This window comes from Persicobacter psychrovividus, from assembly GCF_036492425.1.
Lineage (GTDB): Bacteria > Bacteroidota > Bacteroidia > Cytophagales > Cyclobacteriaceae > Persicobacter > Persicobacter psychrovividus.
Genome location: NZ_AP025293.1, coordinates 820,538 through 846,420 on the forward strand (window position 1 = coordinate 820,538; position 25,883 = coordinate 846,420).

General features: G+C 46.8%; 12 protein-coding genes. 7 read left to right on the forward strand and 5 right to left on the reverse strand.

Annotation, left to right across the window (positions count from 1 at the left end; translation table 11 throughout):
- The first annotated feature begins 39 nt into the window (after window positions 1-39).
- Window positions 40-2,406: a TonB-dependent receptor gene (locus AABK40_RS16580; protein WP_338398207.1), complete on the forward strand. Its 2,367-nt coding sequence runs from the start codon at window positions 40-42 to the stop codon at window positions 2,404-2,406.
- Window positions 2,407-2,630: 224 nt separating this feature from the next.
- On the opposite strand, the gene AABK40_RS16585 is transcribed toward AABK40_RS16580, so the two are convergent.
- Together AABK40_RS16585 and AABK40_RS16590 are read right to left on the reverse strand one after the other, a co-directional pair.
- A complete protein-coding gene (locus tag AABK40_RS16585) occupies window positions 2,631-5,888 on the reverse strand; it encodes an amidohydrolase family protein (protein WP_338398208.1) in 3,258 nt (1,085 codons plus the stop codon).
- 141 nt (window positions 5,889-6,029) lie between these two features.
- On the reverse strand, window positions 6,030-7,700 hold the full coding sequence (locus AABK40_RS16590) for a hypothetical protein (protein ID WP_338398209.1): 1,671 nt from the start codon (window positions 7,698-7,700) through the stop codon (window positions 6,030-6,032).
- Window positions 7,701-7,806: 106 nt separating this feature from the next.
- On the opposite strand from AABK40_RS16590, the gene AABK40_RS16595 reads away from it, so the two are divergent.
- A complete protein-coding gene (locus tag AABK40_RS16595) occupies window positions 7,807-10,161 on the forward strand; it encodes a S9 family peptidase (protein WP_338398210.1) in 2,355 nt (784 codons plus the stop codon).
- Between the two features lie 492 nt (window positions 10,162-10,653).
- On the opposite strand, the gene AABK40_RS16600 is transcribed toward AABK40_RS16595, so the two are convergent.
- Window positions 10,654-12,000, reverse strand: a complete 1,347-nt coding sequence (locus AABK40_RS16600) for an acetylxylan esterase (RefSeq protein WP_338398211.1) — start codon at window positions 11,998-12,000, stop codon at window positions 10,654-10,656.
- A 431-nt stretch (window positions 12,001-12,431) separates the two neighbouring features.
- On the opposite strand from AABK40_RS16600, the gene AABK40_RS16605 reads away from it, so the two are divergent.
- The 3 genes from AABK40_RS16605 to AABK40_RS16615 all read left to right on the forward strand — a co-directional run bounded on the left by AABK40_RS16605 (window position 12,432) and on the right by AABK40_RS16615 (window position 15,686).
- Complete coding sequence (locus AABK40_RS16605) at window positions 12,432-13,640, forward strand: C1 family peptidase (protein ID WP_332922466.1); 1,209 nt, start codon at window positions 12,432-12,434, stop codon at window positions 13,638-13,640.
- Between the two features lie 122 nt (window positions 13,641-13,762).
- Complete coding sequence (locus AABK40_RS16610; protein ID WP_338398212.1) at window positions 13,763-14,362, forward strand: hypothetical protein; 600 nt, start codon at window positions 13,763-13,765, stop codon at window positions 14,360-14,362.
- An 82-nt stretch (window positions 14,363-14,444) separates the two neighbouring features.
- Window positions 14,445-15,686, forward strand: a complete 1,242-nt coding sequence (locus AABK40_RS16615) for an SNF2-related protein (RefSeq protein WP_338398213.1) — start codon at window positions 14,445-14,447, stop codon at window positions 15,684-15,686.
- A gap of 114 nt (window positions 15,687-15,800) precedes the next feature.
- Here the strand turns inward: AABK40_RS16615 and AABK40_RS16620 are convergent, their stop codons facing one another.
- Window positions 15,801-16,688 carry a hypothetical protein gene (locus AABK40_RS16620; RefSeq protein ID WP_338398214.1) on the reverse strand — a complete coding sequence of 296 codons (888 nt, stop codon included), beginning with the start codon at window positions 16,686-16,688 and terminating at the stop codon, window positions 15,801-15,803.
- Between the two features lie 96 nt (window positions 16,689-16,784).
- A complete protein-coding gene (locus AABK40_RS16625; RefSeq protein ID WP_338398215.1) occupies window positions 16,785-18,026 on the reverse strand; it encodes a DUF819 family protein in 1,242 nt (413 codons plus the stop codon).
- On the opposite strand from AABK40_RS16625, the gene AABK40_RS16630 reads away from it, so the two are divergent.
- Together AABK40_RS16630 and AABK40_RS16635 are read left to right on the forward strand one after the other, a co-directional pair.
- Window positions 18,007-18,186 carry a hypothetical protein gene (locus AABK40_RS16630; RefSeq protein ID WP_338398609.1) on the forward strand — a complete coding sequence of 60 codons (180 nt, stop codon included), beginning with the start codon at window positions 18,007-18,009 and terminating at the stop codon, window positions 18,184-18,186. The genes AABK40_RS16625 and AABK40_RS16630 overlap by 20 nt on opposite strands.
- Before the next feature lie 417 nt (window positions 18,187-18,603).
- On the forward strand, window positions 18,604-25,827 hold the full coding sequence (locus AABK40_RS16635) for an SDR family NAD(P)-dependent oxidoreductase (protein ID WP_338398216.1): 7,224 nt from the start codon (window positions 18,604-18,606) through the stop codon (window positions 25,825-25,827).
- Window positions 25,828-25,883: the final 56 nt, after the last annotated feature.

Below are 25,883 nucleotides of genomic sequence, written 5' to 3' on the forward strand. Positions count from 1 at the left end.
TGCGATATTTGGACGGTGCGCCCCGCCAAAATCAATCTTATGAACAAACAATTACTGTTACTTTTGACCCTTTTTATGGGTTTGCAATGGGGCGCCAATGCACAGATTTTATTCAAGGGCAAAGTGCTCGATAAGGATCAACAGGCACTTATCGGTGCAAGTGTACGCGTGGATGGCCCACAGCAGGCAGGGCAGGCCACCGATCTTAATGGGCAATTTAGCCTGAGCCTTCAACCTGGGGATTATGCGGTAACCCTTTCTTTTATAGGCTATAAAGATCAGCAACTGAAGCTTTCGCTAAAGGAAAATACCGAAAAGAACTTTACACTGGAATCCACTTCTAAAGCCTTGGAAGGGATTATTGTGCGTGGGTCTCGGGCGACAAACACCACCCCAACCACCTTTGCGGAGATTGAAAAGAAAACCCTTGAGCATGCCAATTTAGGACAGGATCTCACCTACCTGATGGGCATGAGCCCTTCGGCAGTGGTGACTTCCGATGCAGGGGCTGGCGTAGGTTATACTTCCATGCGTATCCGTGGAAATGATCAGTCCAAAATCAATGTAACGGTCAATGGTATCCCTTTAAATGATGCGGAATCGCAGGGCGTATTCTGGGTTAACATGCCCGACTTTGCTTCTTCGGTACAGAGCATTCAAATTCAGCGTGGGGTAGGTACTTCTTCCAATGGAGGGGCTGCTTTCGGTGCGTCGGTCAATATTCAGACCGATGAATCCAACGATGAACCTTACGGTGAAATCAATAACAGCTTTGGGTCTTTCAATACCCTGAAAAATACCATCAAGCTGGGAACGGGGTTGATCAACAATCGCTTTAAGCTCGATATGCGTTTGTCGAATTTGAAATCTGATGGCTATATCGACCGCGCAAGTTCTGATTTGCAGTCGTACTTTGTTCAGGGAACATATAACTACAATCACCATTTGCTGAAATTTATTACTTTTTCAGGAAAGGAAAGAACCTACCAGGCTTGGTATGGCGTGGATCAGGAAACGCTGGAAAATGACCGTACCTTCAACCCAGCGGGTGCGTTGTATGATGAAAACTGGAATGTTACCGGTTTTTATGATGACCAAACCGACAACTACCAGCAAACACACTATCAATTGCATTATGCCTATGATGGCAACCGATTAGGATTTAATACCGCACTGCACTACACCAAAGGGCAGGGGTATTATCAAGAGTATAACCAAAATCAGGATTATGCGGAGTATGGGCTGACGGCTCCTGCAGGGGAAACTACGGACATTATTACCCGAAAATGGCTGGACAATGATTTCTACGGTGTGGTGTTTAACCTCCATTATCAGGCCAACAATCAATTAAACCTGACCCTCGGTGGAGGAGCAAACCGTTATGAAGGCTTGCACTTTGGCGAGCTACACTGGATGCAAAATACACAGGGAGCCAGTCCCGATCAGCGTTATTATGACAACAAGGCGGTAAAAGATGATGCCAATATTTTCCTGAAGGCAGACTATCAGGCGACTACGAAATTATCTTTGTTTGGCGATGTGCAATACCGATACATCAATTACTCCTACTATGGATTATTCAAAGATGCCAGCTCGACCATCGAGGGGCAGCATGTCTTCAATTTTGTGAACCCTAAGGTAGGGGCGACCTATCAGGTTAATGCAGACTTACAGGCTTACGCTTCCTTTGCCATTTCTAACCGTGAGCCATTGCGTGATGATTTTCTCGAAGGAGATTCTTCGGAAACACCTGAGGCAGAAAGCCTGCAAAACCTTGAGATGGGTGTTCGTTTCCGTGAAGGGATTTTTCAGGGGGAAGCAAATTATTACTATATGAACTACATCAATCAGTTTGTCTTGACGGGCGAGCAAAATGATGTGGGTGCATTTATCCGTACTAACTCAGGAAGCAGCTACCGTTCGGGTATCGAACTGACGGGGAAACTTACCCCAGCGGATTGGTTCAACTGGGAGTTGGCGATGACATTCTCGGAGAACAAAAACCGTGACTATCAGCAATCGGAACAAAATGAAAATGAGGAAACAGTTTTGGTGAATTATGGTAAAACGACGACCTCTTTCTCGCCTGCGACCATTATCAATTCTCAGTTAGTATTTACGCCTGTATCAGGTTTCCGTATTGGCTGGATCACCCAGTTTGTTGGCAAGCAGTATTTGACCAATACAGAAAATGAGGCGCTGACTCTTGATGCTTATTTGTTGAATAACCTTCAGACCTCTTACACTTTCAAGCCAGCATGGATGCGCGAAGTAACGCTTCGGGCTAATATAAATAATATTTTCAATGCGGAGTATGTAGCCAATGGGGCTGTCTGGGGTACTACGGCGTACTATTACCCTCAGGCAACGGCCAACTATATGTTAGGGCTTGACCTGAAATTTTAAGCAGGGGATTTCAATACACCCTCAATGGCAATGGGGGAGATCGTCCCACAAATTCCGTTACTCTGTGGACAACAGGGTCGCAGAAATGTATGGCAAATCTCTTCGCCAGCGCTAACGCAAAGGGCGGTGGACAACTCTTTTATTCGAGTTGATCCACCGCCCTTTTTTATTCAAATTTATGTATTGATCACGGGATTGCTCTCCTCAGTATTTATTCGCTCAGCTTACAAACCGCAAGAGCAATGGCCGTGGGTTTCGCTGTTTTCATGTGGGAGGTCAAGGCCTTCAGGCTGCTGTTGTTCCCAGTAAAATGGCGCCCGCTGTTTGGGGTGAAGGCCAATTTCGTGCATGGTTTTGGCATCGTAAAGTCGCCCGTTGATCATGACTTTTTCCACCTTTTCACTGTTGCGGATGTTCTCCAGCGGGTTGGCGGAAAGGATGATCAGGTCGGCGAGCTTCCCTTTTTCAAGCGAGCCAATATCGTCGTCGAGGCCAAGGTAATGCGCAGGCTGAATGGTCGCACTTTTGATGGCTTCCAAATTACTCATGCCCCCTTGCTGAAGCATCCACATTTCCCAATGGGCACCAATACCCTGAATCTGTCCGTGGGCACCCATATTCACTTTTACGCCTGCTTCCTGAAGTTTATGGGCACTTTCGGAGGTCAGAATATAGCCGTGATCATAATCCTCCTGCGGCGCCATTGTTCGGTGGATCGCCCGTGGGTCAATCACCGATCTTGGCGTGAAAGTCATCAGGTGCTCGTTCTTCCATACCTCACTTTCCTGATACCAGTAATACTCCCCATTAAGCCCGCCGTAATTGACAATCAGTGTAGGGGTATAGCCCACTTCGGTGTTTTTCCAAAACTCGATCACATCCTTATAAAGTGGAGCCACAGGGATATTGTGCTCAATGCCCGTATGTCCATCCATCACCATGGTCATGTTATGGAAAAAAGTCGAACCACCCTCAGGCACTACCATTATCTCCATTTCTTCAGCGGCCTTCAACACCATTTGCCTTTGCTCACGGCGCGGCTGATTGTAACTTTTTACCGAAGTTGCCCCCCATGCTTTACTCCTTTTGATGGCAAATCGGGCGTCGTCAAGGTTTTGAATATGTGCCTTGAAATCGCCATCGGCACCATAAAGGATGTTGCCCGTGGAGTACACCCGTGGGCCTACCATTTCTCCAGCGCGCACCATTTCCGCCTGATTGAAAATCATTTCTGAATTGGCGGAGGGGTCGTGTGCTGTGGTTACGCCAAAAGCGAGATTGGTATAATATGGCCAGTTTTGCTGTGCACTCATCCCGAGTCTGAATGAACCAAGGTGCGCATGGGCATCGACCATTCCTGCCATCACTGTTTTGCCTGCAAGGTCGATCGTTTCTGTACCTTCAGGAATCTCAATATCGGCACCAATAGCCGTAATGTGGTTATTTTCAACAAGAATATGACCCTTCTCAATCACCTCATCCTGCTGGTTACCTGTGATAATCCGCGCATTGGTCAGTGCGAGTTTACCTTTGGGTAAGTCGCTGTTGATTTTCAGGTCAATCTGTCGCCCTGTTTTTACAGGCTCAGGCAGGGAATCTGGCGCAGCCGCCACAAAAGTGAAGCAGTCTTTCAGTGCGACTTCGTAAACCGTTTCGCCCAATGTCCATTTCAGTTGCTGACCATCGGCACTCCAATGCAAGTTGTACCCAGCATCTTTTGCCACCTGTCGGATCGGCATATATTTATTGGTTGCAGAAAGTTCCTGAGGTTGCCCCGTTTGTGGGAAAGGGGCAATATAGACCTTGTACAGCTCCGTAAATGCGATATATTTATTGTCGGGACTCGGCACAAAAGTGTTGGTGTATTTTGATGTGAAGTGCGTTTTTTTGTCCAGCCCTTCAAGGTTTACACTGTGATACGCCTTCTTCAGGGCACCAAAATAATAGCCCCCTGTCTGATAGAATACCCGCGTTCCTGTGGCATCGAACCGTGCAAATGCACCTTCTTTACTGATGCGTTTTGCTGTTCCACCAGTCGAGGGCATCAGGTAAATTCCTGCCTCGGTGGTGTAGGCGGCACCTTGCTGATTGTTCCCCGCTTCTTTACGGAAAACAAGCATTTTCCCATCGGGGCTGAACTGCGGTTCACGGTACATTCCCTTCGGGAGATCAAAGGCTGTTTTTTGGCGCTTTTTCAGGTCATATTTCCATATTTTTCCTTTTTCAGCATCCGACCAGCTGACATACACGAGGTATCTGCCATCGGGAGAAACCTGCGGCTCATATTCAAAATGGTGCTGGTCATTAAAAAGTCTTTGGGCTTTTCCGCCTTCAGCATTTTGCTCGTATAAATGGCCCACGGCATGGAAGTATATTTTTTTTCCATCGGGGCTGGTGGTTAAATGGCGAATGGCTTTGGCCGTGAATTGTTCAGGAGCCACCTGATGCTTAAAGCGTAAGGCAGTGGCGACCTGTTGTTCAATTTCTGCTTCAAAAGGAATGATGACCGACTGCCCAGTTTGGGTGTTTACCCGATGCAGTTTTCCTTCTCCGTAGATGATGATGTCCTGATCGTCGGGGGTCCAGTTGTAGCCCGTGAATGGACCGAAGATCGCCCATGCTTCCGACTGATCTTTGGTCAGTTTACGGAAAACAGGGCGTGATAATCCCGTTTTCAAATCAAAAATATACAGCACGCTTTCATTACGAACCCTGCGGATATATGCCAGCTGATCGCCTTTTCGGTTCAGCTGCGGGCGCATGGCTCCACCGTTGGTATGAATGACCGTTTCCGTTTTTCCTTCCTGTCGGTCATATCTTTTAATGGCGTAAATGACTTTGTTGGGATCCTTGTTGTATTGGAAATACCCCCCTTCGTACATATCCTCTACATAGTAAACATAGCGCCCATCAGGACTGACCATCGGCTCGTTAATGTCCTGCTGTTCATTTTTTGCAGGAACCAGTTCCGTGCCGCTTCCACCGCCAATATGGTACATCCAGATCGCGCCTGCACCCAGGGAACGGGTATGGGTAAAGTGCTTTCGTGCAACCAGGTACTGGCCGTCGGGGGTCCAGTTGGCATTGTTGAGCAGTCGAAAATCTTCCTTGGTAATTTGCGTAGCCTGCCCATCAGCAAGGCGGAGGGTCCAGATATTGTCGCCACCACCGAGGTCGGACGTGAAGGAAATATACTGACCGTCGGGGGAGAATCTTGGCTGACATTCCCATGCCATACCACCACGTAATTTTTTGGCTTTTCCCCCACCAATCGGCATGGTGTAAATATCTCCCAGCAAGTCAAAAACCAGTGTCTGGCCATCAGGAGAAACATCCACACTCATCCAGGTGCCCTCGTTGGTGGTAAACTTAACGGTCTTTAGCGACCGCTGCGGGTCATTGATGTCCCATTTTTCTGTATCCTGCGCACCCGCAAAGGATGCACTAAAGAGCAGGATCAGCCCTAAAAAAATATGCTTCATAATCGATTGATGTTTTCAGGTACCTGCACAGATACCCGTTTTAAATATCAGTAATAATTATCGATCAGAAAAGAAGAACATTGTGAATGTCCGTTTTGAGCATTTGAATGGTCATCGGTTCAGGGAAATGGTGCAGCAGCCTTATTTCTGATGCTGCTGATGTGCTTCCCGTTTGTGTTTTGAAGGTTTTTTATGCGCTTTCTTCCGCTTGTGTTTCGTGATGTCGATACCTGTAAAAGTAGGCGCCAAGCCACTGAAGATGGTTTTTACGGTATAGGCAATGATGGATTTATTGAACTGACGCTCGTAATACAAGGGGTAGTTACGATGCTCCTTTTTGCGGTAATTGTGGTTCTTGAGCAGCAGGTGGTTGGCAAGCCAGGAGCCTGCTTTTTTACCGAAATTTTGCGACTCAGTATTCGGGTTCACCAGTTTTATTTTCAGGTCTTTATAATAGAGGCCCATATTGCCACGACCGATATTTCTGCCCAGTTCGAGGTGAATGGTGGAGGCGATGACTTCCCCTTTGGGAAATTCCACCCCGAGGGCGGGGGAGCAAAAGGCGTCAAAAATTTTAATCGGAAAACCACCGACTTTGATGTCTGCGGTCATTAATAATTGCTCGGGCTGATAGGGCATTGAAAAAGACATTTGTAGCGGGGCAATCTGGTAGAATTTTGTACTGAATTCCCCTTTGAGCGAGGCGGTTTGCGCGGGATTGGCCAAGCCGTACAAGGTCATGTTTACCGCATCAAGATCGACGTTGCCATAGTGGTCCGATTTGGGATCTTTTTCCAGGTAATCAATCTTACTGTGGGCCACTTTCAGGGTGTCCAAAATAAATTGAAATTCTGAGCGTGCCAGTGCTTTCAGCGGGCTGACTTTCGTGCGTTTGTTTTCCGGGAAATTTTTATCGCGCTTCAGGGTCAGGTGGGCAGAGTCGATTTCCATCAGTCCCAAATGCAAAAGGGATGAAGAAAGAAAGGCATCGAAATCCAAATATTTTCCAGTGGCATGTGCCACGTGAACATTAAGCTGATCGGTTTGGTGGCCGAGCAGGCGACTTCTCTCCTGCACGGAAATGGTGGAGGAAAGCTGAAGGGAGTCCAGCTGGAAATTCGTGCCTTCGCTGTTCAGCTCAATATTTTTTGCCGTCAGCAGGTAGTTGGCTTTTTGTAGCAATAGCTGGAAATGCCGATACTGAAAGCCGACGGAATCGCAATGTACTTTCAGCTTATTCTGGTCGAGTGTCGTGCTGAGTCCTTCAAACCGGAGATTCAGCATGGTGGAAAAAAACAGGGTAGAGTCCTTTTTATCGACATCAATAATGGTGATTTTCCCATCTTTGATGCTGAAATTCTGTAAGCCTACTGAAGAAACATTTTCCTGTAACTGGGCAATGACATTGATGCGCTCAGGAGTGTTGGTTTGTGCTTGGTTTCGGTGGTAAAAAGTCAGCTCAGGCTTGTCGAACTGCATATTTTCGAGGTGGACTTCCCCAAAAAATGCCCGCCAGAAACCCCAGCCTATTTTCACCTGAACACGATCTATATTGCCGAATAGCTGTGACTTATCAGAGGAAAATTTCGGCTGAATACTGATCCCCGAAGCATCGGCCATTACTTCCGACCAGTGAATATCGAAGGAAGCAAGGTCAATTTTATAGTTGTCCGCATCTTTAGCGATGGTAATTTGCTTGAGCTGCTCCTTAATCTGGCTTTCGAGCATATGACCGATCAGGTAGCTTGCCAGTGATATCAATAGCAAAATGAGCAGGAACAGACCCGCCCCGTGGGTTAAATATTTTTTCATGGTAGTTAAGCTTTGCTTCTGAGCGTCCCTTTGAGGTAATTCAGGCACATGATCAATATGTAGATATTTTGCCTTAAATTGCCAAAAATATCAACCTAATATTGTTATGAAGATTTTTAGAAGAGCAATTATCTTGCTTCTTTTTTGTACTTTTTTTAGTGAGGTCAATGCACAGACCACCACTCCGAAGCTCGACATTGCTACCCTGATGCAAGGGGATGCTTTCGTGGGACATTTGCCCGATGGCGCATTTTGGTCGATCGATGGACGGGCAGTTTACTATCATCGAAAGAAAGATGATAACGCTTATGCATCGCTTTACCGTTATGATCTCGAAACAAAAAATACGATGGAAGTTCCTGAATCGGATTATCCATATATTCCCCGCAATATCGTCTGGAATGCGGAACGCTCACAGGGCGCTTATCTGTGGCAGGGGAATATCTATTTGGTGCGTCAGGACAGTAATAAAGGACAGTTGGCTTATCAGAGCACACAGCGGTCGGGTTCTTTGGCATGGGTGGATCAGGGACTGACCTTCACGCAGAATGGAAATCTATACCTGTTGGAGCAACAGCCTTTTGCGCTTCGTCAATTAACAGATTTTCGTTCGGGAACGGATCCCAAGACAAAGAAAATATCGGCACAGAAAAAATGGCTGAAAGAGGATCAGCTGCGTGAATTTGAGATTTTGAGCGCATGGGATCAGCGTAAGAAAGGTAAAGAAGCGCACCTGAAAGCCACAAGTGTGCAGGCGCTGAAGCCCATTTACTTCGGTGGGGCATCTTTATACACCGTGAAGGCATCAAAGGATGCAAAGATTATTTTCTATACAACTTATACCCCTGCCAAAGCGACTAAAACAAAAATGCCCAAGTGGGTAACTGCTTCGGGATATGTGGAGTATGGTAGCTACCGTTCTAAAGTTGGCGATAAGCAACCGACTTACCGATCTTATTTGTACCATGTGGAGGAAGATACCGTGGTGGAGATTAATACCGCTACCATCGAGGGGATAAAAGACCGCCCGCAGTACCTTAAAAATTATCTGCAAGCAGGTCAGGAATGGCAGGCTGAAGGTGAAAAAGAGCGCGAGGTGATGATTCATGAACCTGTATTCTCTTCAGACGGAAAACAGGCGGTAGTCGTGATTCGTTCGGCGGATAATAAAGACCGTTGGCTGATGAGCCTTGACCTTCAGAATGGTACTTTATCGTTATTGGATCGTCAGCATGATGATGCCTGGGTCGGTGGGCCGAATATTAGCAGTTGGAATGGGAGTCGCGGAGCCTTAGGCTGGATTGATGATGAGCAGGTGTGGTTTCAGTCGGAAAAAACGGGCTATTCTCATTTGTACACCGTGAACGTAACGACCAAAAAAATAAAGGCGCTCACCAAAGGGGATTTTGAAATTCTTGAAGCGGAACTTACCCAGGATAAAGAGGCCTTCTTCCTGTTGTCGAATAAGAAAACGCCTATGGAGCAGCACGTCTATCGCATGTCGGTGAAGGGCGGGAAAATGGAGCCCCTTACACAGCAATCAGGCGGTTATTCTTTTACGGTTTCCCCTGATGAAAAAATGCTTGCACTGCGTTTCTCTACGGCCAACAAACCCTGGGAACTGATGCTGAAGCCTGCTACGGCAAAATCAGCGATGGTGGCCATTACACATTCGACAACGCCAGCATTTGAGGCTTTTGAATGGCGGATGCCAGCGCTCAAAACATTTGAGGCAAGGGATGGTCAGCAGGTTTACGGAAGAATGTTCCGCCCTGAGGAGCCGAATAATAAGGCGGTAATTTTTGTGCATGGTGCGGGCTATTTGCAAAATGTACATTCGTGGTGGAGTGCCTATTTTCGGGAGTATATGTTCCATAATTTTTTGGCCGATCAGGGGTACACTGTTTTCCATATTGATTACCGTGGAAGTGCGGGTTATGGCCGCGACTGGCGTACTGGAATTTATCGTCATATGGGTGGTAAAGACCTTACTGACCATGAGGATGCCGTGAAGTGGCTGAAGCAAAATTATGGCATTGAGAAGGTGGGGATTTACGGTGGTTCTTATGGAGGTTTCATGACACTGATGGCCATGTTCAATGCCCCTGCGCTATTTGATGCGGGTGCAGCGATTCGTTCGGTTACTGACTGGGCACATTATAACCATGGTTACACCAGCAATATTTTAAATACGCCCGCACAGGATCCAAAGGCTTATTATGACAGCTCACCGATTTATTTTGCGGACGGGCTTCAGGGGCCGTTGTTAATTTTGCATGGCATGGAGGACGATAATGTGCAGTTTCAGGATGTTGTCCGACTGAATCAAAAGCTGATTGAGCTGGGCAAGGAAAACTGGCAGATGGCACTTTACCCCATTGAACCACATGGCTTCCGTGAGGCTAACAGCTGGACCGATGAGTACAAAAGGATTTTCAAATTATTTGAGGAGCACCTATAGTAGAGGCGTTTCAGAAGGCGGCTTATGGTTGTGATTTTGGAGAAGGAGCGCAGCAATCCGTAAATAACGCATACTTTATCTTGAGGGCGCAACTGTCCATGGAATTCATTCCATAGCTAATTGAGGATGAGTAAATTGCAATCATGGTTGTGCGACAGCCCCCAAGTGATTTTGGATTTGCGAAATATAAAATCGTGCAATAATCTGGGGTTGTACCAGTGGGATTGTGCCTTCCATAAAAGAGCGATCATCCCTGTACGGACATTGTGCACAGTGTCCGTACAGTTCTAAAATATTGAACTCATTATTTTAATTCACACCATAACGCGTGTTTAAAAGCTTAGAACCCTACTGCAAATTGGGATGACCGGGCTTGGGTTTAAATTATTTATAAAAAATAGCGCCGCTATTCTCTCAAAAAAAATCCCCCATCGCTTTTGTATAAAAACGGTGGGGGATTTTGGTTTGTATAGCACTCAGGCTGGGCTGCTGTTACTTGCTGCCTTGGTGGGCATTTTTGAACTGTTCAAAAATCCAGTTATAACGCATGGCCGCCTGTTCGGCATAGGTCCAGTGGCCGGTATCCTGAAAGAGGGTCAGCTCTTTTGGAGCGGTAATTTCATTGTAGGCGGCATACATGGAGGTTGGCGGACAAACGTTATCGTTGAAACCCCAGGAGTAGAAGCCTTTGGCGGTGAGTTTTCGGGCAAAGTTCACCACATCAAAATAGGCAATGTTTTCTACCCAGTTTGGTTTCACCGAGGCGTCAAAATCCCTGAACATATGTGGCCATCCACCGGTTTGCCCTTTGGTATAAGCAGCCATATCACACAAAGCGGGGAACAGTGGCGCAAGGTATTTCACCCGCTGATCCAGGCCTGCGGTAACGATCGAGAGCGCCCCACCTTGCGATCCTCCGGTTACCAGCAGGTCTTCACCATTATATTTGGGCAGTTGTTCAATAAAATCGATGGCACGAACGCACCCGAGGTAAACGCGCTTGTAATAATAGTCATCCTTGCTTTCAAGCTGATAGTTAAAATAGCCGGAAAGCGCACCTGTAGCCAGTCCTTTATAAAAAGCATCATCACGCACATTCACCGGAATACCATGGATACCGATGGTCAGGAAAATGGCCCCACGCTTGGCGTTGCTGTTGGCGTGGTAGGCACGTACACCTGCTCCGGGAACTTCCAAAACTGCGGGGTATTGCCCTGCTTTTTTAGGGACTGATAGCATTCCATAAACCCGTGAAACTCCACGCCATGAATTCCCTTTTTTCATGTTCTGAAAACTGACATGATACACGTCGTAATCCGAGGTGCATTCTTCCGCCTGCAAGGTGATTATCGGCTCCAGAGGAATATCCAACTGTTCCTCACGGGCTTTTTGCCAAAAGGCATCAAAATCCTTGGGCATCTTGGTAACCGCTTTAATTTTCTCTGGGGCCACCCCCGCAGTAGCATAAACGGTCTTTTCCTTCCCATCAATTGTGGTGAATATCCGGCAGGTATAAAAGCCCGGCTTCTTAGCCTTGAACCCTTTGATCGTGGCCGTTCCGTTGGTCAGTTGTACCTCACCCTTTTGGCTTGGGGTCATTAGTTCCTGCCCAATTTCATAGCGGACTTGTAGCGCACTGATCGGCTGCCCAAACTTTTTGGCTTCCACATGAAAAACGATTTCTTCATTGGTCGCATAGGTCCAGTCTTTTGCTGTGGGCGTTACCTTGAGGTAATACATCTCGCCACGTTCATTGGAATGGGCAAGGTTGGGGAACAGCAGGGCCAGCATGAGGCATAGCCAAAGTGCCCGAGTCGTTGAGAAGGGTTGCTTATACATTGTTCTGTTAAAAAAATGTCAGTTGATAGATTTCCGACAATTAAAAAGATTATTCAGCATAATATAAGGATAAGGGCCTGAAGGGGGAAATTTTGAGCCTTTAAAAAACTTTCAAATTAAAAATCGGGGCATTTTCTATTTCATTCTTTAAACTTGGAATACTATTTGTAAAATATTTAGGGTAGTGATTGCAGATTAGTATTTGGTTATAATCCGACGAAGTGTTTAAAAAACAACAGAATTGGGGGGCGCATTTTTCGCTAATGTGGCCATAACCTTTATATTCGCAACTATTAATTGATGATAGGGAGGTGGTTCGTATGACCTTTCATTTTGTATGATTTTATCACCAAATAAATATTTTTTATAGGTGGTTAAATCATATATCAGAAGAAAATACCGAATGGCCCCTGTGGAACTTACCTATATTTATGAAAAGATTTTTGAAAAATGCTTTAGCTACTGTAGCCTTGGGCTCAGCAGTTTCGATCAGTGCACATGCACAGGATATTGCAACCAATAAAAAAGATGGTGGATACCAGTTCACAACCATCAAAAACCTTGAGGGCGGTTCCGTGAAGAACCAGATGCGTACAGGTACTTGTTGGTCTTTTTCGGCGATGTCTTTCATGAATAGCGAAGTGAAGCGCATTACAGGTAAAGAGGTTAACCTTTCAGAAATGTGGATCGTGCGTAACGCCTATTTCATGAAAGCGGAACGTTATGTACGTATGCACGGAAAAGCGAACTTCGGTGAGGGTGGTGCTTTGCAGGATATTCCATCAATTATGGATAAAGTGGGCATCGTTCCAGAATCTGTTTATGAGGGAATCATCCCTGGACAGACGGTTCGTAACCACGGTGAAATTGAAGCGGTGATCAAGGGCATTCTCGATGCGGTCATCAAAAATCCAAGTCACAAAATTTCTCCAGCATGGAAAGATGCTGTGAATGGGGTATTGGATGCATACTTCGGTAAAATGCCAGCAAAATTCACTTACGAGGGAAAAGAATATACGCCTAAATCTTATTATGCGTCCTTGAAGCTGAATGCGAAGGATTATGTGTCGTTTTCTTCTTACACACATCACCCATTTTACGAGCCATTTATCTTACAGGTAGAGGACAACTGGGAAGAGGCTTCGATGTACAATTTGCCAATGGATGAAATGACGGAATTGGCGGAAACGGCCATCGAAAATGGTTATTCTATCGGTTGGGCTGCTGACGTTTCTGAAAAAGGATTCTCTTACCGTGATGGTTTGGCGATTGTTCCTGCAGAAGGAATCAGCATCAAAAAATCAGGAAATGACAATAAGAACTTCTCTGATGCTGGCGCGAAGAAATCATCAAGTGCTTTCGATACGCCTCAGCCAGAAATGAAAATTACGCAGGAAATGCGTCAGGAGGCTTATGATAATTACGAAACCACTGATGACCACGGAATGCATTTGACCGGCTTGGTGAAAGATCAGAATGGTAAAAAATACTTCTTGGTGAAAAACTCCTGGGGTAATGCCAACGATGTGGATGGATATTTCTTCGCATCTGAGCCTTATTTCAAATATAAAACAATGGACATCATGATGAATAAAAATGCTGTTCCTAAAAAATTGAAAAAGAAATTGGGGATTAAGTAATTTGCCAAAACGATCATATAAATTGAAAAGAAAGTCAGTCGGTATCGGCTGACTTTTTTTTAGTGCATCTCCATTGCATCTTTTTTGGTATTTTTGTGCCTGTTATATTTGATAAAAATGTTATGAGAAAAATAGGATTATTATTCATATTATTTTTCATCTTCGAGATGAATGCATGGGCGCAGACTTTCGATACGGGCGCAGAAGCAAGCTACCATAGTACCACCTATGAGCCGGTCAAGAAACCGATCACTTTTGAACATCGCCCCCTTTCGATGATGGATATCGGCTTTCGTACCTTTGCACAGGAAGGCGGACATACCGTAGGGGCGCTGGGGCTCGGGTTTATGCTCGAAAATTTCAAATTCAGTTTGGCGGTCAGTTTTAGTGGCACTGCGGGCCGCGAATACAATGAAGTCATTACCGACAGCAATTACTTCTCAGGCTACTACAACTCGATGGGTTTTTTCCTTGGCTATGCCATCCCTACGATCGGGAACGACGTCGTTCAGCTTTTTATCACCCCAACGATTGGCTGGTGCATGGACCGGGAAATATATTACGACGATGGCGGTTATGAAACCTATTTTTATGGGGATGTAACCCATAAGTTTGACCTCGGTGGTGAACTTACTGCAAGCTTTCCCGAAGCCCATATTGCTGTGAATGTTGGTACGTCGATTTGCAGCCCGCTGATGGCGACTGTCGGCTATACCTTTTAGTGCCTCAAATAGCATTATTTGTGGTTAATTTTCAATATATTTATCGTTTCTTCGATCAATTCCATTATTGAAAACGGCTGCCATGAACTTATATGACTATCAGGAATCCAATGCACAGAAAGCCTTCCAAACGGTGAAAACCCATCAGCATGCTTATTTGTGTTTTGAGGTGCGAACCGGCAAAACCCTGACGGCCCTTCGGACGGCGGACCTCCTGGGAGCCAGTCGTGTGTTGTTCATTACCAAGAAGAAAGCTATACCGAGTATTGAAAGTGATTTTGATGCTTATTCGTCCAGCTACCGGCCAACTTTTAGCCTGTTGGTGACCAACTATGAGCAGGTCAAAAAATTGGCGCCTGAATATGACCTTGTGGTGGTGGATGAGGCGCATAACATTGGGGCTTTCCCCAAGCCAAGTATTCGGCAGGGGCAAGTGCGAGAGATTTGTCAGCAGGCGAAATACGTCTTATTTTTATCGGGAACACCAAGCCCTGAAACCTGGAGTCAGCTTTACCATCAGTTGCAGGTTTTGCCACACAACCCATTTGCCAAATTTCCCAGTTTTTACAGCTGGGCACAGCAGTATGTGGAGGTGTACACCCAGCGGATCGGTGGTCGGGTGATCAACAAATACGACAAAGCAAATGTGGAGGCGATCAAGTCGGTTACCGACCCTTTTATGCTTTCTTTCACACAGGAAGAAGCGGGCTTTGAATGTCCGGTTTCAGAAAATTTCATGGAAGTGAAAATGAAGCCCGCAACGGTTCGGCATGCGAAAAATCTCCGTACCGGAAAACCGGTGATCATCAATGGGCAGGAAATTATGGCCGAGGCGCCAAATGTGATCATGAATAAGGTGCATCAGCTCAGTGGAGGCACGATTATTCCAGACCTGGAGCAGGATTCATTTTTAATTGATGATACCAAAGTGCGGTTCATCAAGCGGGAATTTAAGCAATTTGAACGACTCGCTATCGTTTATAAATTCAAGGGAGAACGCTTGTTGCTGATCGACAAACTGAAAAATTATACGGAGGATGTGGAGGCCTTTAAGTCCGGAAAATTCCGCTATTTCATTGGGCAGGTGAGCAGTATTAAGGAGGGAGTGGATTTGTCCTCCGCGGACGCACTGGTGATGTACAATGTCGATTATTCCGCTGCTGCATATTTGCAAACCCGCGCACGACTTCAGAAAAAATCTCGCAGGCAGGAAGTGCTTATTTTTTGGCTTTTCAGCAATATCGGCTTTGAACAACTGGTCTACGATACCCTGCAGGAAAAGAAGCGCTTCACGGTGCACCATTATCAAAAGGCCATGTTCTGATGTTTCCCCACTCGGGGCTGCACTTTTCAATACTGATGTTTACAGTATCAAAAGTGACTGATGATAGTTCGTCGAACACCAACCACCGCCAGTCACTTTATTTATCGTCCTAATTTAAGCTCCCGTAACTGTCGGAAAGGTCATTTCCTGCTTAAAATCCGGATGGGTAATTCTTATCGTTCGCCCCTGGCGTTGCAGGTCCTGAATCATCTGCAGGGTCGCATCGGAGAAGCGATGGTAATGACTGAAACCAGGCTTAGCCTTCAGGGTAATGCGCTCGAGGAACGTCCATGAATCGGTATTTGACGAAGTTTGAATGTCAAAAGACTGACCTGACGCCCCATTTTCATCAATGGAAAGCTTTAGGTAAGCTTGCTGGTTGACCATCGCAATCTCAGCATGCGTATCCGCTCCATCGAAAGGATACAGCGTCCCTTCTGTGAATTTTGCCAAGCGACCTTCCACGGTGCCCCAGTCTTCTGCCACGATTTCCGATGTCTCGCTCATGATATTGACCGTCTGGGCAATAGTCGTTGTGGTGCCCATTTTAGCGGTGAAAGGAGTGGGCTCTGAAAGCAGTTCGTTGATTGAAGAAATGCTGAAAAGTCTGAAGTTCGGCTGATCGTAAGCATTCAGTTCCTGAACAAACTGACCATTGATTTCTGCGGAGATATTTTGCAGGGAAAAAGTAGATGCCGGTGACTGAAACAAAAGCTTGATGCCCTGAAATTCACTCATATGGCTTTTAGTGAGCGTCTGCACCTGATCATACCCCTGTTGGTTGAAGATCAAATCCCCAGCAAGATGATACTCCGTTCGGGTACTCCAATGGCTTGGAATTTCAAGGGTATCAGGTGACTGATTGATCCCCTCAATGCTGATATTCAGTTCCACAGGAAAGTCACGATTCATTGGTGGATGGACCATAGGAGCCTGTTCGGTGGAACATGAGCTGAATCCAAAGCCACAGGAGGTTAGCGCCAATGCAATAAATTTTTTCATTAATATAGGTTGAAGTTAAATAATGTGATTTTGCATTTGCTAAAATATGATATTTATTTATTGAATATAAACATATTGATTATTTTTTATTATCTTCTATGAAGATATACTCATCAGGTAAGCACATAGCATCGCACCATAAGTACCAAGGGCATAACCTAAAATAGCCAAAAGCACGCCCACAGGAGCAAGAGAAGGGTGAAAAGCCCCAGCGACCACCGGTGCAGAAGCCGCTCCGCCTACATTGGCTTTACTGCCCACCGCAAGGAAAAAGAAAGGGGCACGGATTAATTTGGCGACCAAAAACATCAGTCCTACATGAATGCCCATCCAGATCAGGCCAATGATGAAAAGCCCCGGATTACTGAGGGTATGCGTTACATCCATCTTCATGCCGATAGTCGCCACCAGTATGTAAATACAAATACTGCCGAATTTAGAAGCACCCACTCCTTCCATTTTTTTTGCAGGGGTAAAAGAGGCCAAAATTCCCAGGCTGGTGCTCAGCAGGACAAGCCAGAAAAAGGCACTGCATAAGACGGCCGCATCATTGTTGAGGATACTTTTGAAATAAGCGGACAGCTCACCTGCCAAAAAATGACTCAGCCCGACGAGTCCAAAAGTGAAGCCGGCCATAATCATCAGGTCATTGAAGGTGGGTACCTTGGTAACACTCGACTGAAATTGCTGAACCGTTTCCTTGAGCGCATCAATGGCCGAATTGTCTGCTTTAAGCCATCGGTCAATTTTTGCTGACTTGCCGATGCAAAACAGCAAAATGGCCATCCATACATTGGCTACAAGAATATCCACCGCGACCATCCCTGCATACAGGCTTTGGTCGTACTGGTAAATCTCCAGCATGGCCGTTTGATTGGCACCACCACCGATCCAGCTTCCTGCAATGGTCGCCAGTCCGCGCCAAACCTGCTGAGCCCCCACGCCTCCAACCGTTTCAGGGGAGATATGGGCCACAAGCAAAATGGCCAATGGGCCACCAATCACAATCCCAACGGTTCCAGTTAAAAACATGACAATACTCTTGGAGCCCAGGCGGATGATGTTTTTTAGATCAATACTCAGGGTCATTAAAATCAAACTTGCAGGCAAAAGGTAATTTTTCGCCATGCTGTATAAGTTGGAATGTGTAGGGGAAATCACATGGAAGGTGCTTAATAATGAAGGGATTAAATAGCACATTAATAAGGCTGGGAAAATGGTGTAAAACCTTTTCCAGAAAGTATGCTGACTTTTTGATGTGGTAAATACCAAGGCGAGTGCGCTCATAAGGATCCCAAAGACGATCGCATCATTGGTAATGAAAGGACTATTTTGCATCTGTTGTAAGGTTGTGCTGAAAATTAAAGAAGCCCAAGATAATCAAATTTTCCCTCTTTTGGCTTTCGGTGGGATTCGAGGATTTCAGGAGGGGGTTTATGGCATTAATATTAAAAAAAATGAAACTATTTTGAGTCGCAGCATGGTGATTGGTCTATAATGTAAGAATTTTCGGTTTTTTCACTTCTTTTTGTTCACTTCAACCTGATGTATTTTTTGCGGTTGAACGATATGATTTAGCGGTATTAGCCTGTATTATTGGTTGATGTTGTACATTAAAATATTTAAGTTTAATGTGCTGTATTTGTTGTTGTTATATGAATATTTAATCCTGATTATAATGATTCCAATTTTTATTTTAATCATTAGGATGGTTATGGAATCAAACTATTTTTCTTCAACTCCCTAACTTCCTGTCCATCTTATGTTTCCAATAAAATCGGCTATTTTGGGCTTATTTCCTGTTTTTTATGTCATTTATTATCAATTTAATAAATAACTTTACATTCTTTAATTCGGTTGTGTAATTGTATATCAACCCAACTAATCCTATTTATTTTACTAATTTCATCTATTGATGACAACAAATCAAAAATCTAAAGAGCCAATAGCTATCGTGGGTATTGGTTGCCGATTTCCTGGTGAAGTCAACTCTCCCAAAGAATTTTGGGCGGCGCTGAAAGCAGGATTTAACGGCATAACTGATGTGCCTGCTGACCGCTGGAGTATTGAAGAATACTACGATCCAAACCCCGATAAGGCAGGTAAGATTAAGCAAAAAAAAGGAGGTTTTATCAAGGATATTGACCAGTTCGATGCTGAATTTTTCAATATTTTCCCTAAAACCGCCGAACGTATTGACCCACAGCAGCGCCTGTTATTGGAAGCCTCTTACGCAGCCATGGAGGATTCAGGAACCAAGCTTGAAGACTTCAAAGGTTCCAATACCGCGGTATTCATGGGGGTTTTCATGAATGACTACTGGGATATTCAGGCCTCACAGGCACAACGAAATCACGTGAGCCCACACGTGCCAATGGGGGTTTCCCTGACCTCTATCGCCAACCGCTTATCATGGCAATATGACCTCAAAGGCCCTTCGGTTACTTTGGATACTGCCTGTTCTTCCTCTTTGGTTGGGGTACACCTGGCCTGTAATGCGATTTGGAATGGCGAATCCGAGTACGCCCTTGCGGGTGGTGTCAACCTGATGATTCGTCCGGAATCCTCTTTGATGATGTCGAAAGGACATTTCCTTTGTCCGGATGGGTACTGTAAATCTTTCGATGCGAGCGGAAACGGTTATGTGCGCTCTGAAGGTGTAGGTGTAATTATGCTGAAACCTTTGTCGCAGGCTATTGCCGACGGCGACGATGTATATGCCACCATCAAAGGGACCTCTGTCAATTCCGATGGTTTTACCGAAGACGGTTTCACGGTTCCAAATCCAGACGCTCAGGCAGCGATGTTGCGTCAGGCCTATAAAAACGCCGGTGTAGATCCTTCGACTGTCGCTTATGTGGAGGCACACGGTACAGGAACCAAAGTAGGTGACCCTATTGAAACCAGTGCTTTCGGGCAGGTTTTCGCGGAAAACCGTGCGGCAGACAAGCCGTTGCTGATCGGGTCTGTAAAATCGAATATGGGGCACCTGGAGGCCGCGGCAGGTATTGCCGGGATCATCAAGCTCGCCCTGGCGATCAAGAACAGGCAGATTCCTCAGAACTTGCATTTCAATAACCCCAACCCAGGCATCAAGTTCGAGGAGTGGAAATTGAAGGTGCCAACGGAACTGACGCCTTGGCCATCAGAAAAAATTGTGGGAGGGATTAACTCCTTCGGAGCCGGTGGAACCAATGCCCATGCGGTACTCGAAGGTTTTGATCCTCAGCAGGACATCCAAAGAACAGCAGCCGAAACGGTTGTTGCTGATGTGGCCCTGTTTGCAGTTTCAGCACAAACCAAAGGAGGCTTGAAGGCTACCGTCGAGCAGCAGATTGCCTTCCTGAACGAAAGCGACGCCTCTTTGCAGGACATCTGTTACAACCTTGGTAAGCACCGCTCGAACCTCAAGCACCGCCTGACCATCGCTGTGGCTTCTAAAGAAGAATTGCTGGAAGCATTGAATGCCTACCTCAACGACGAAAGCCGTGTGGGGATGGTCACTGCGGAAAATTCGGAAATTTCCCCGAAAGTCGGTTTCATTTTCTCCGGACAGGGCCCACAGTGGTTCGGTATGGGGCGTCAGCTGATTCAGTCTGAGCCGATCTTCCGTAAAGTGATTGAGCGCATTGATGCCATCCTTTCCAATTTGGCAGACTGGTCGCTGATGGAGGAATTGATGAAGTCGGAAGAAGATTCTCGAATTTCTGAAACCCGCATCGCTCAGCCGGCAATTATGGCGGTTCAGATTGGTCTGATGGAAATGTGGAAAGCCGTTGGGGTAACTCCTGAGGGCGTTGTAGGCCACTCTATTGGTGAAGTGGCTGCCGCTTATACTTCCGGCGCCCTGACTTTGGAGCAGGCGGTGGATGTGATTTTCAATCGTTCACGTGGGCAAGATAAAGCTACGGACAAAGGAAAAATGCTTGCCGCAGCCCTGACACTCGAAGAAGCCCGCAAAGAAATTAAAGGGGTTGAGGACCGCGTCTCTATTGCTGCCATTAACGGGCCGGCAATGCTGACTTTCTCAGGAGATGTTGAACCGCTTGAAGAGATTGCCGCACGCCTTGATGCCCGGGATATTTTCCACCGATTCCTGCGTGTGAACGTGCCGTTCCACTCGCATCATATGGAACCACTGAAGGACGAGCTGATTGCCGACCTCAAACATATCGCGCCGGAAAAAGCCCAAATCAGCCTTTACTCAACCGTTACCGGAAAACAGGAAGATGGTACACACCTGATCTCTGAATACTGGTATGCCAACGTTCGTGAGTCCGTGTATTTTACCGATGCGGTAAGCGCGATGATCAATGACGGCTTCAATACTTTCATTGAAATTGCACCTCATCCTGTTTTGGCTACTGGTGCGATCGATTTGCTCAAAGCGGCCAATGTGGAAGGCGCCCTCTTGGCATCTATCCGCAGAAAAGAAGCGGAAAAGCAGATTTTCATGCAGAACCTCGGCCTGCTGTATACCCTGAACTATAAAGTGGACTGGGCAAAGGCCTGTCCGGCAGCTTCTCAAATCATTGAATTGCCGACTTACCCTTGGCAAAAGGAGCGTTTCTGGTTTGAAACCGAGGAGCATATTGCCAAAAGAACAGGGACAAAAATTCACCCGATGCTGAATGGGGTCGTGGACTCCAATGTTGACAAAGGAAACTATATCTGGGATGTTCAGCTTGACAAAAATGAAGAGCCTTATATCCTCGATCATCAGGTGGACGATGTGATTATCTTCCCAGGTACCGGGCACCTCGAGATTGCCACCGCCGCAGGGCAGGCTTCTTTTGGTGACGACTTCGGCTTCCTTGAAGATGTACGTTTTGAAAACGCCCTCTTCTTGCCAGATGATGGTGAAATGCCACACGTCCGACTGGAAATTTCTTCTCTCGAAGGCGACTACGTCATTTCTACCAAAGCACGTAGCCAGGAAGATGCGGAATGGATTCAGCATTCACGTGGTAAAATCAATGCTTTGGGCGACAAGTTCATCAGTGAGCCTGGCGACCTGAATGCGATTCGTGAGCGCATCAACCGCCGTATGCCGATTGTTCCGATGTACAATGAGCTGAAAAGTGCAGGCCTGCTTTATGGCGACACTTTCCGTGCCATTACCGGCTTATGGACCACCAAAGGCGAGGTGCTTTCTGAAGTTACCCTCCATGATGATATTGAATATGGCGCAAACCGCTATAATGTTCATCCGGCGGTGCTTGATGCCTGTTTGCATACCATTTTTGCAGGCAAGAAAAATGAGCAGGATGCCAAGCGCGGAATCTACCTTCCGGTAGGGATCGACCGCTTCAAGGTGTTTGCCAAGCCCGACAAAAAAGTGTTCACGCATGTGAAAATTTCGGTTTGTACCGAAGCTTACCTGTGTGGTGATTTTCAGGTGTTCAATGCCGACGGTACATTGGTGGCTGAAATTCAGGGCTTTGAAGGGAAGTACATTGAAGGATCTCGTGGGGAGAGTAAAAATGAAAATTACAAGCCATGTTTTGAGTATCAGTGGACGGCACCTGAGGCAGCATTTGTGAACCCAACGGCAACAGCAGAAGGCCACTATGTGGTATTTGCAGATGCAGAAGGACTGGCCGACACGGTGATTGCCAAGCTGAAAGCCAATGGTGCTTCGGTAACCACGGTCAAGCAAGGTTCAGCATTCATGCAAATGGGCGCGCAGGAGTTTATCCTCAACCCACTGGAAAAGGATGAGTATGCTTTGTTGCTGAAACAAACAGGCGCAGTGGACCACCTGATTTATATGTGGCCAACATCATTGCAGGTCGATGTGAATGCGACCATCGACCAATGGAGTGAAACGCAGGAGCATTTCTGCATGGGGACCCTCAATTTGTTGCGTACCCTTGGTGGGCAGGACCTTACCTGCAAGACCTGGCTGGTAACTAAAGGAGCGGAAAAAGTAACCGAGGCCGATCAGTCGATCGCTTTGGCGCAGGCCGCAGTTTACGGAATCGGAAGGGTTTCCAAAAATGAATTCCCAATGTTGCCGGTACGTATTGCTGACCTGAGTGCAGACGCTTCGGTACAGGAGCTTGAAAATCTTGCACTTGCAGTAACAACCCCTCAGGAGGAAAAAACAGAAGAAACAGAATTTGCTTTCCGTCAGCAGGAAGTGTTCCTGAGACGCCTGACACCTGTAAACCCTGAGACGGCAGATGCCCGCGCAACAATGCCGATGGCAGCAAGCGGCAGTGCCTACCGTGCAGAAGTTCAGGAGAACGGCATGCTGGACAGCCTTGCTTTGCGGGCTTTTGAGGCGCATGAACCTGAAGCGCAACAGGTACAAATTGCGGTCCGTGCGGCAGGCCTTAACTTCAAGGATGTTGTCAACGGAATGGGTATTCTTTCCGAAGAAGCCGTTGCCGGAGGTGTTGCTGGCGCAGCCCTTGGTTTGGAGTGTTCAGGTATTGTTACCGCAGTTGGTGAAGGCGTAAGCCATGTGAAGGTTGGAGATGAAGTGATTGCCTGGGCGGCACATTGTTTGGCCGGACAAACCACAGCCCCTGCCCACTGTGTGGTGAAAAAACCTGCCAATATCAGTCATGAATTGGCCTCCAGTTTATCGGTGGTATTCCTGACGGCACATTATGGCTTGAACCATCTTGCACATATGGAAGAAGGGGACAAGGTGTTGATCCATGCCGCTACGGGTGGACTCGGCATTGCGGCCATTCAGCTGGCACAATTGGCGGGCGCTGAAATTTATGCTACCGCAGGTAGTGAGGAGAAGCGTCAGTATTTGCGTGAACTGGGCATCAAGCATGTTTACAACTCGCGTACGCTGGCTTTTGCTGATGAAATTATGGCAGACACCAACGGCCATGGGGTGGATATTATCCTTAACTCCCTGACCGGAAAAGCCATCACGCAGTCTTTCAAATGCCTGGCACCTTTCGGTACTTTTGTGGAAGTGGGTAAAGCCGACATCTATGGCAACAGCAAATTGCCATTGAAGCGTTTCGGTGAAAATATTTCTTTCCATGTGGTTGACCTTGACCGCCTGATGGCGCAGAAGCCTAAATTGGCCAAACGCCTTTATGCTGAGGTGACCGACCTGTTTGCGACGGAAAAAGTAGCCGGGCATCCTTTGGAGGTCTTCCCGGTATCGGAAGCAGGCAAAGCCCTCAAGTATTTGAGTAAAGTAGGCCATATTGGTAAAGTAGTGGTAAATATGCAGGAAGAAGCCGTTGCGGTAATGCCTGCCCACGAACTGAAATTCGATCAGCAGGCCGCCTATGTGGTGTCTGGTGGAGCTTCCGGCTTTGGTCTTGAAGTTGCAAAATGGATGGCTGAAAATGGTGCCGGAGCATTGGTATTGCTTTCTCGCTCTGGGGCAAAGTCTGATTATGACCGTCAGGTGATCAGCTATATGGAGTCGCTTGGCGTAAAGGTCAGCACACCAAAAGTGGACATTACCGATGAGGTAGCACTGAAAGGTATTTTTGCTGAAGTGGCATTGCCAATCAAAGGTTTGATTCATTCTGCCGCGGTGTTGGACGATTGTACCATGCCGAACCTCGATGCCGACCGCTTTATGCGCGTTTACAATCCGAAGGCTATGGGCGCATGGGCACTGCACAAAGCCACCCTCGGCCACGAGATGGATTTCTTCCTTTCTTTCTCTTCTATTTCGGCAGTTTTCGGCTTGCCCGGACAGGCCAACTATTCTTCTGCCAATAACTTCCTCGACCGTCTGGCGACGTACCGACAGTCTATTGGTTTGGCAGGAAATGCCGTGAACCTTGGCGTTTTGGGGCAATATGCCGGAATGTCAAAAGATGGCGGACAGGTGATCGATGTACTTGAGGCGCAGGGATGGACGATGCTTACGCTGAAACAAATCCGTGAAACCTTCTCCAAGATTATCCTGCAAAGAAGCACGCAGCGAATGGTGGCCAACCTGGACTTCCGTCGTTTCCGTGATTTCTTCCCGCAGCTGGCAACCGACAACCGTTTTGCCGACCTGATGAACGCCGCAGGTGGTGAAGGTGGCAATGCCGGTGGATCGTTGAAAGATCAGGTGTTGGCCACGGCCGAAGCCGATCAGGCTACTTTCCTTCAGGAACAGTTACAGCATGCGCTGGCAAAAATCCTTGGAACTTCTCCTGAAAAAATCGACATCCCGACGCCAATCTCCAAAATGGGACTGGATTCGCTGATGCTGAATCAGGTGCGTAACTGGATTTCCCAAAAGCTTGAAGTGAATTACCCACTGATGAAAATCGCCAAAGGGCCTTCGCTCGTTGACCTTGCTGACGATTTGCTCGCAGGTTTTGAGAAAGAGGCTGCTACGGAAGCTAAAGTGCCGGAAATTTCTACGGACATCTCTGGTATTGAAGAGGCGGATGATCTTGAGGTGCTGGGCGACAAGTGGTTTGTACACCGCAAGCGTCAGGACGATGCGCAGTTGCGATTGTTCTGTTTCCACCCTGTAGGGGCTGGAGCGTCAATGTACAATCAGTTCCTTTATGAAATGAAGGAAGAAATTGATGTATATGCAGTGCAGTTGCCTGGCCGTGAAAACCGTAAGGATGAAGCCAACCTGACCGCTTTCTTCGATGTGATTGATGCCATTGAGGCGCAAATTTTGCCGCTATTGGATAAGCCGTTCGCTTTCTACGGACATAGCTTCGGAGGTATTATTGCCTACGAATTGCAGCACCGTCTGCGGGAGCGTCATGGTTTGAAACCTCAGCACTTCTTTGTGTCGGGAACCATCTCTGCTCACCTGACGCCTACCTGGAGAAATGAGCGTGACACCATCCATCAGACTGCCGATGAAACCAACTCGGAAGCTAAACTGATGGGCTTGATGTCCTATATTGACGATGAGAATTTCGTGCGCCAGATCCTGCCGATCATGCGTAAGGATATGGAGCTGATCATGGGTTATGACTATCAGGACAAACAGAACTTCGAGTGGCCGATTACCGCTTTTGCGGCAGAGGAAGACGAAGTCGTGATGCCTGAAGAAATGCGCCCTTGGGCCAACCATACCGATGGTGATTTTGAGCTGAATGTACTCCACGGTGACCACTGGTTCTTGTCAAGAAACAAGGACTTCATCATGGGCAAAGTACACAATGCCCTGATCAAGGAATTGGTGTAACAGTTATTAATTTTTGAACCAATAAATGAAACCGACGGCTTTGCTGTCGGTTTCTG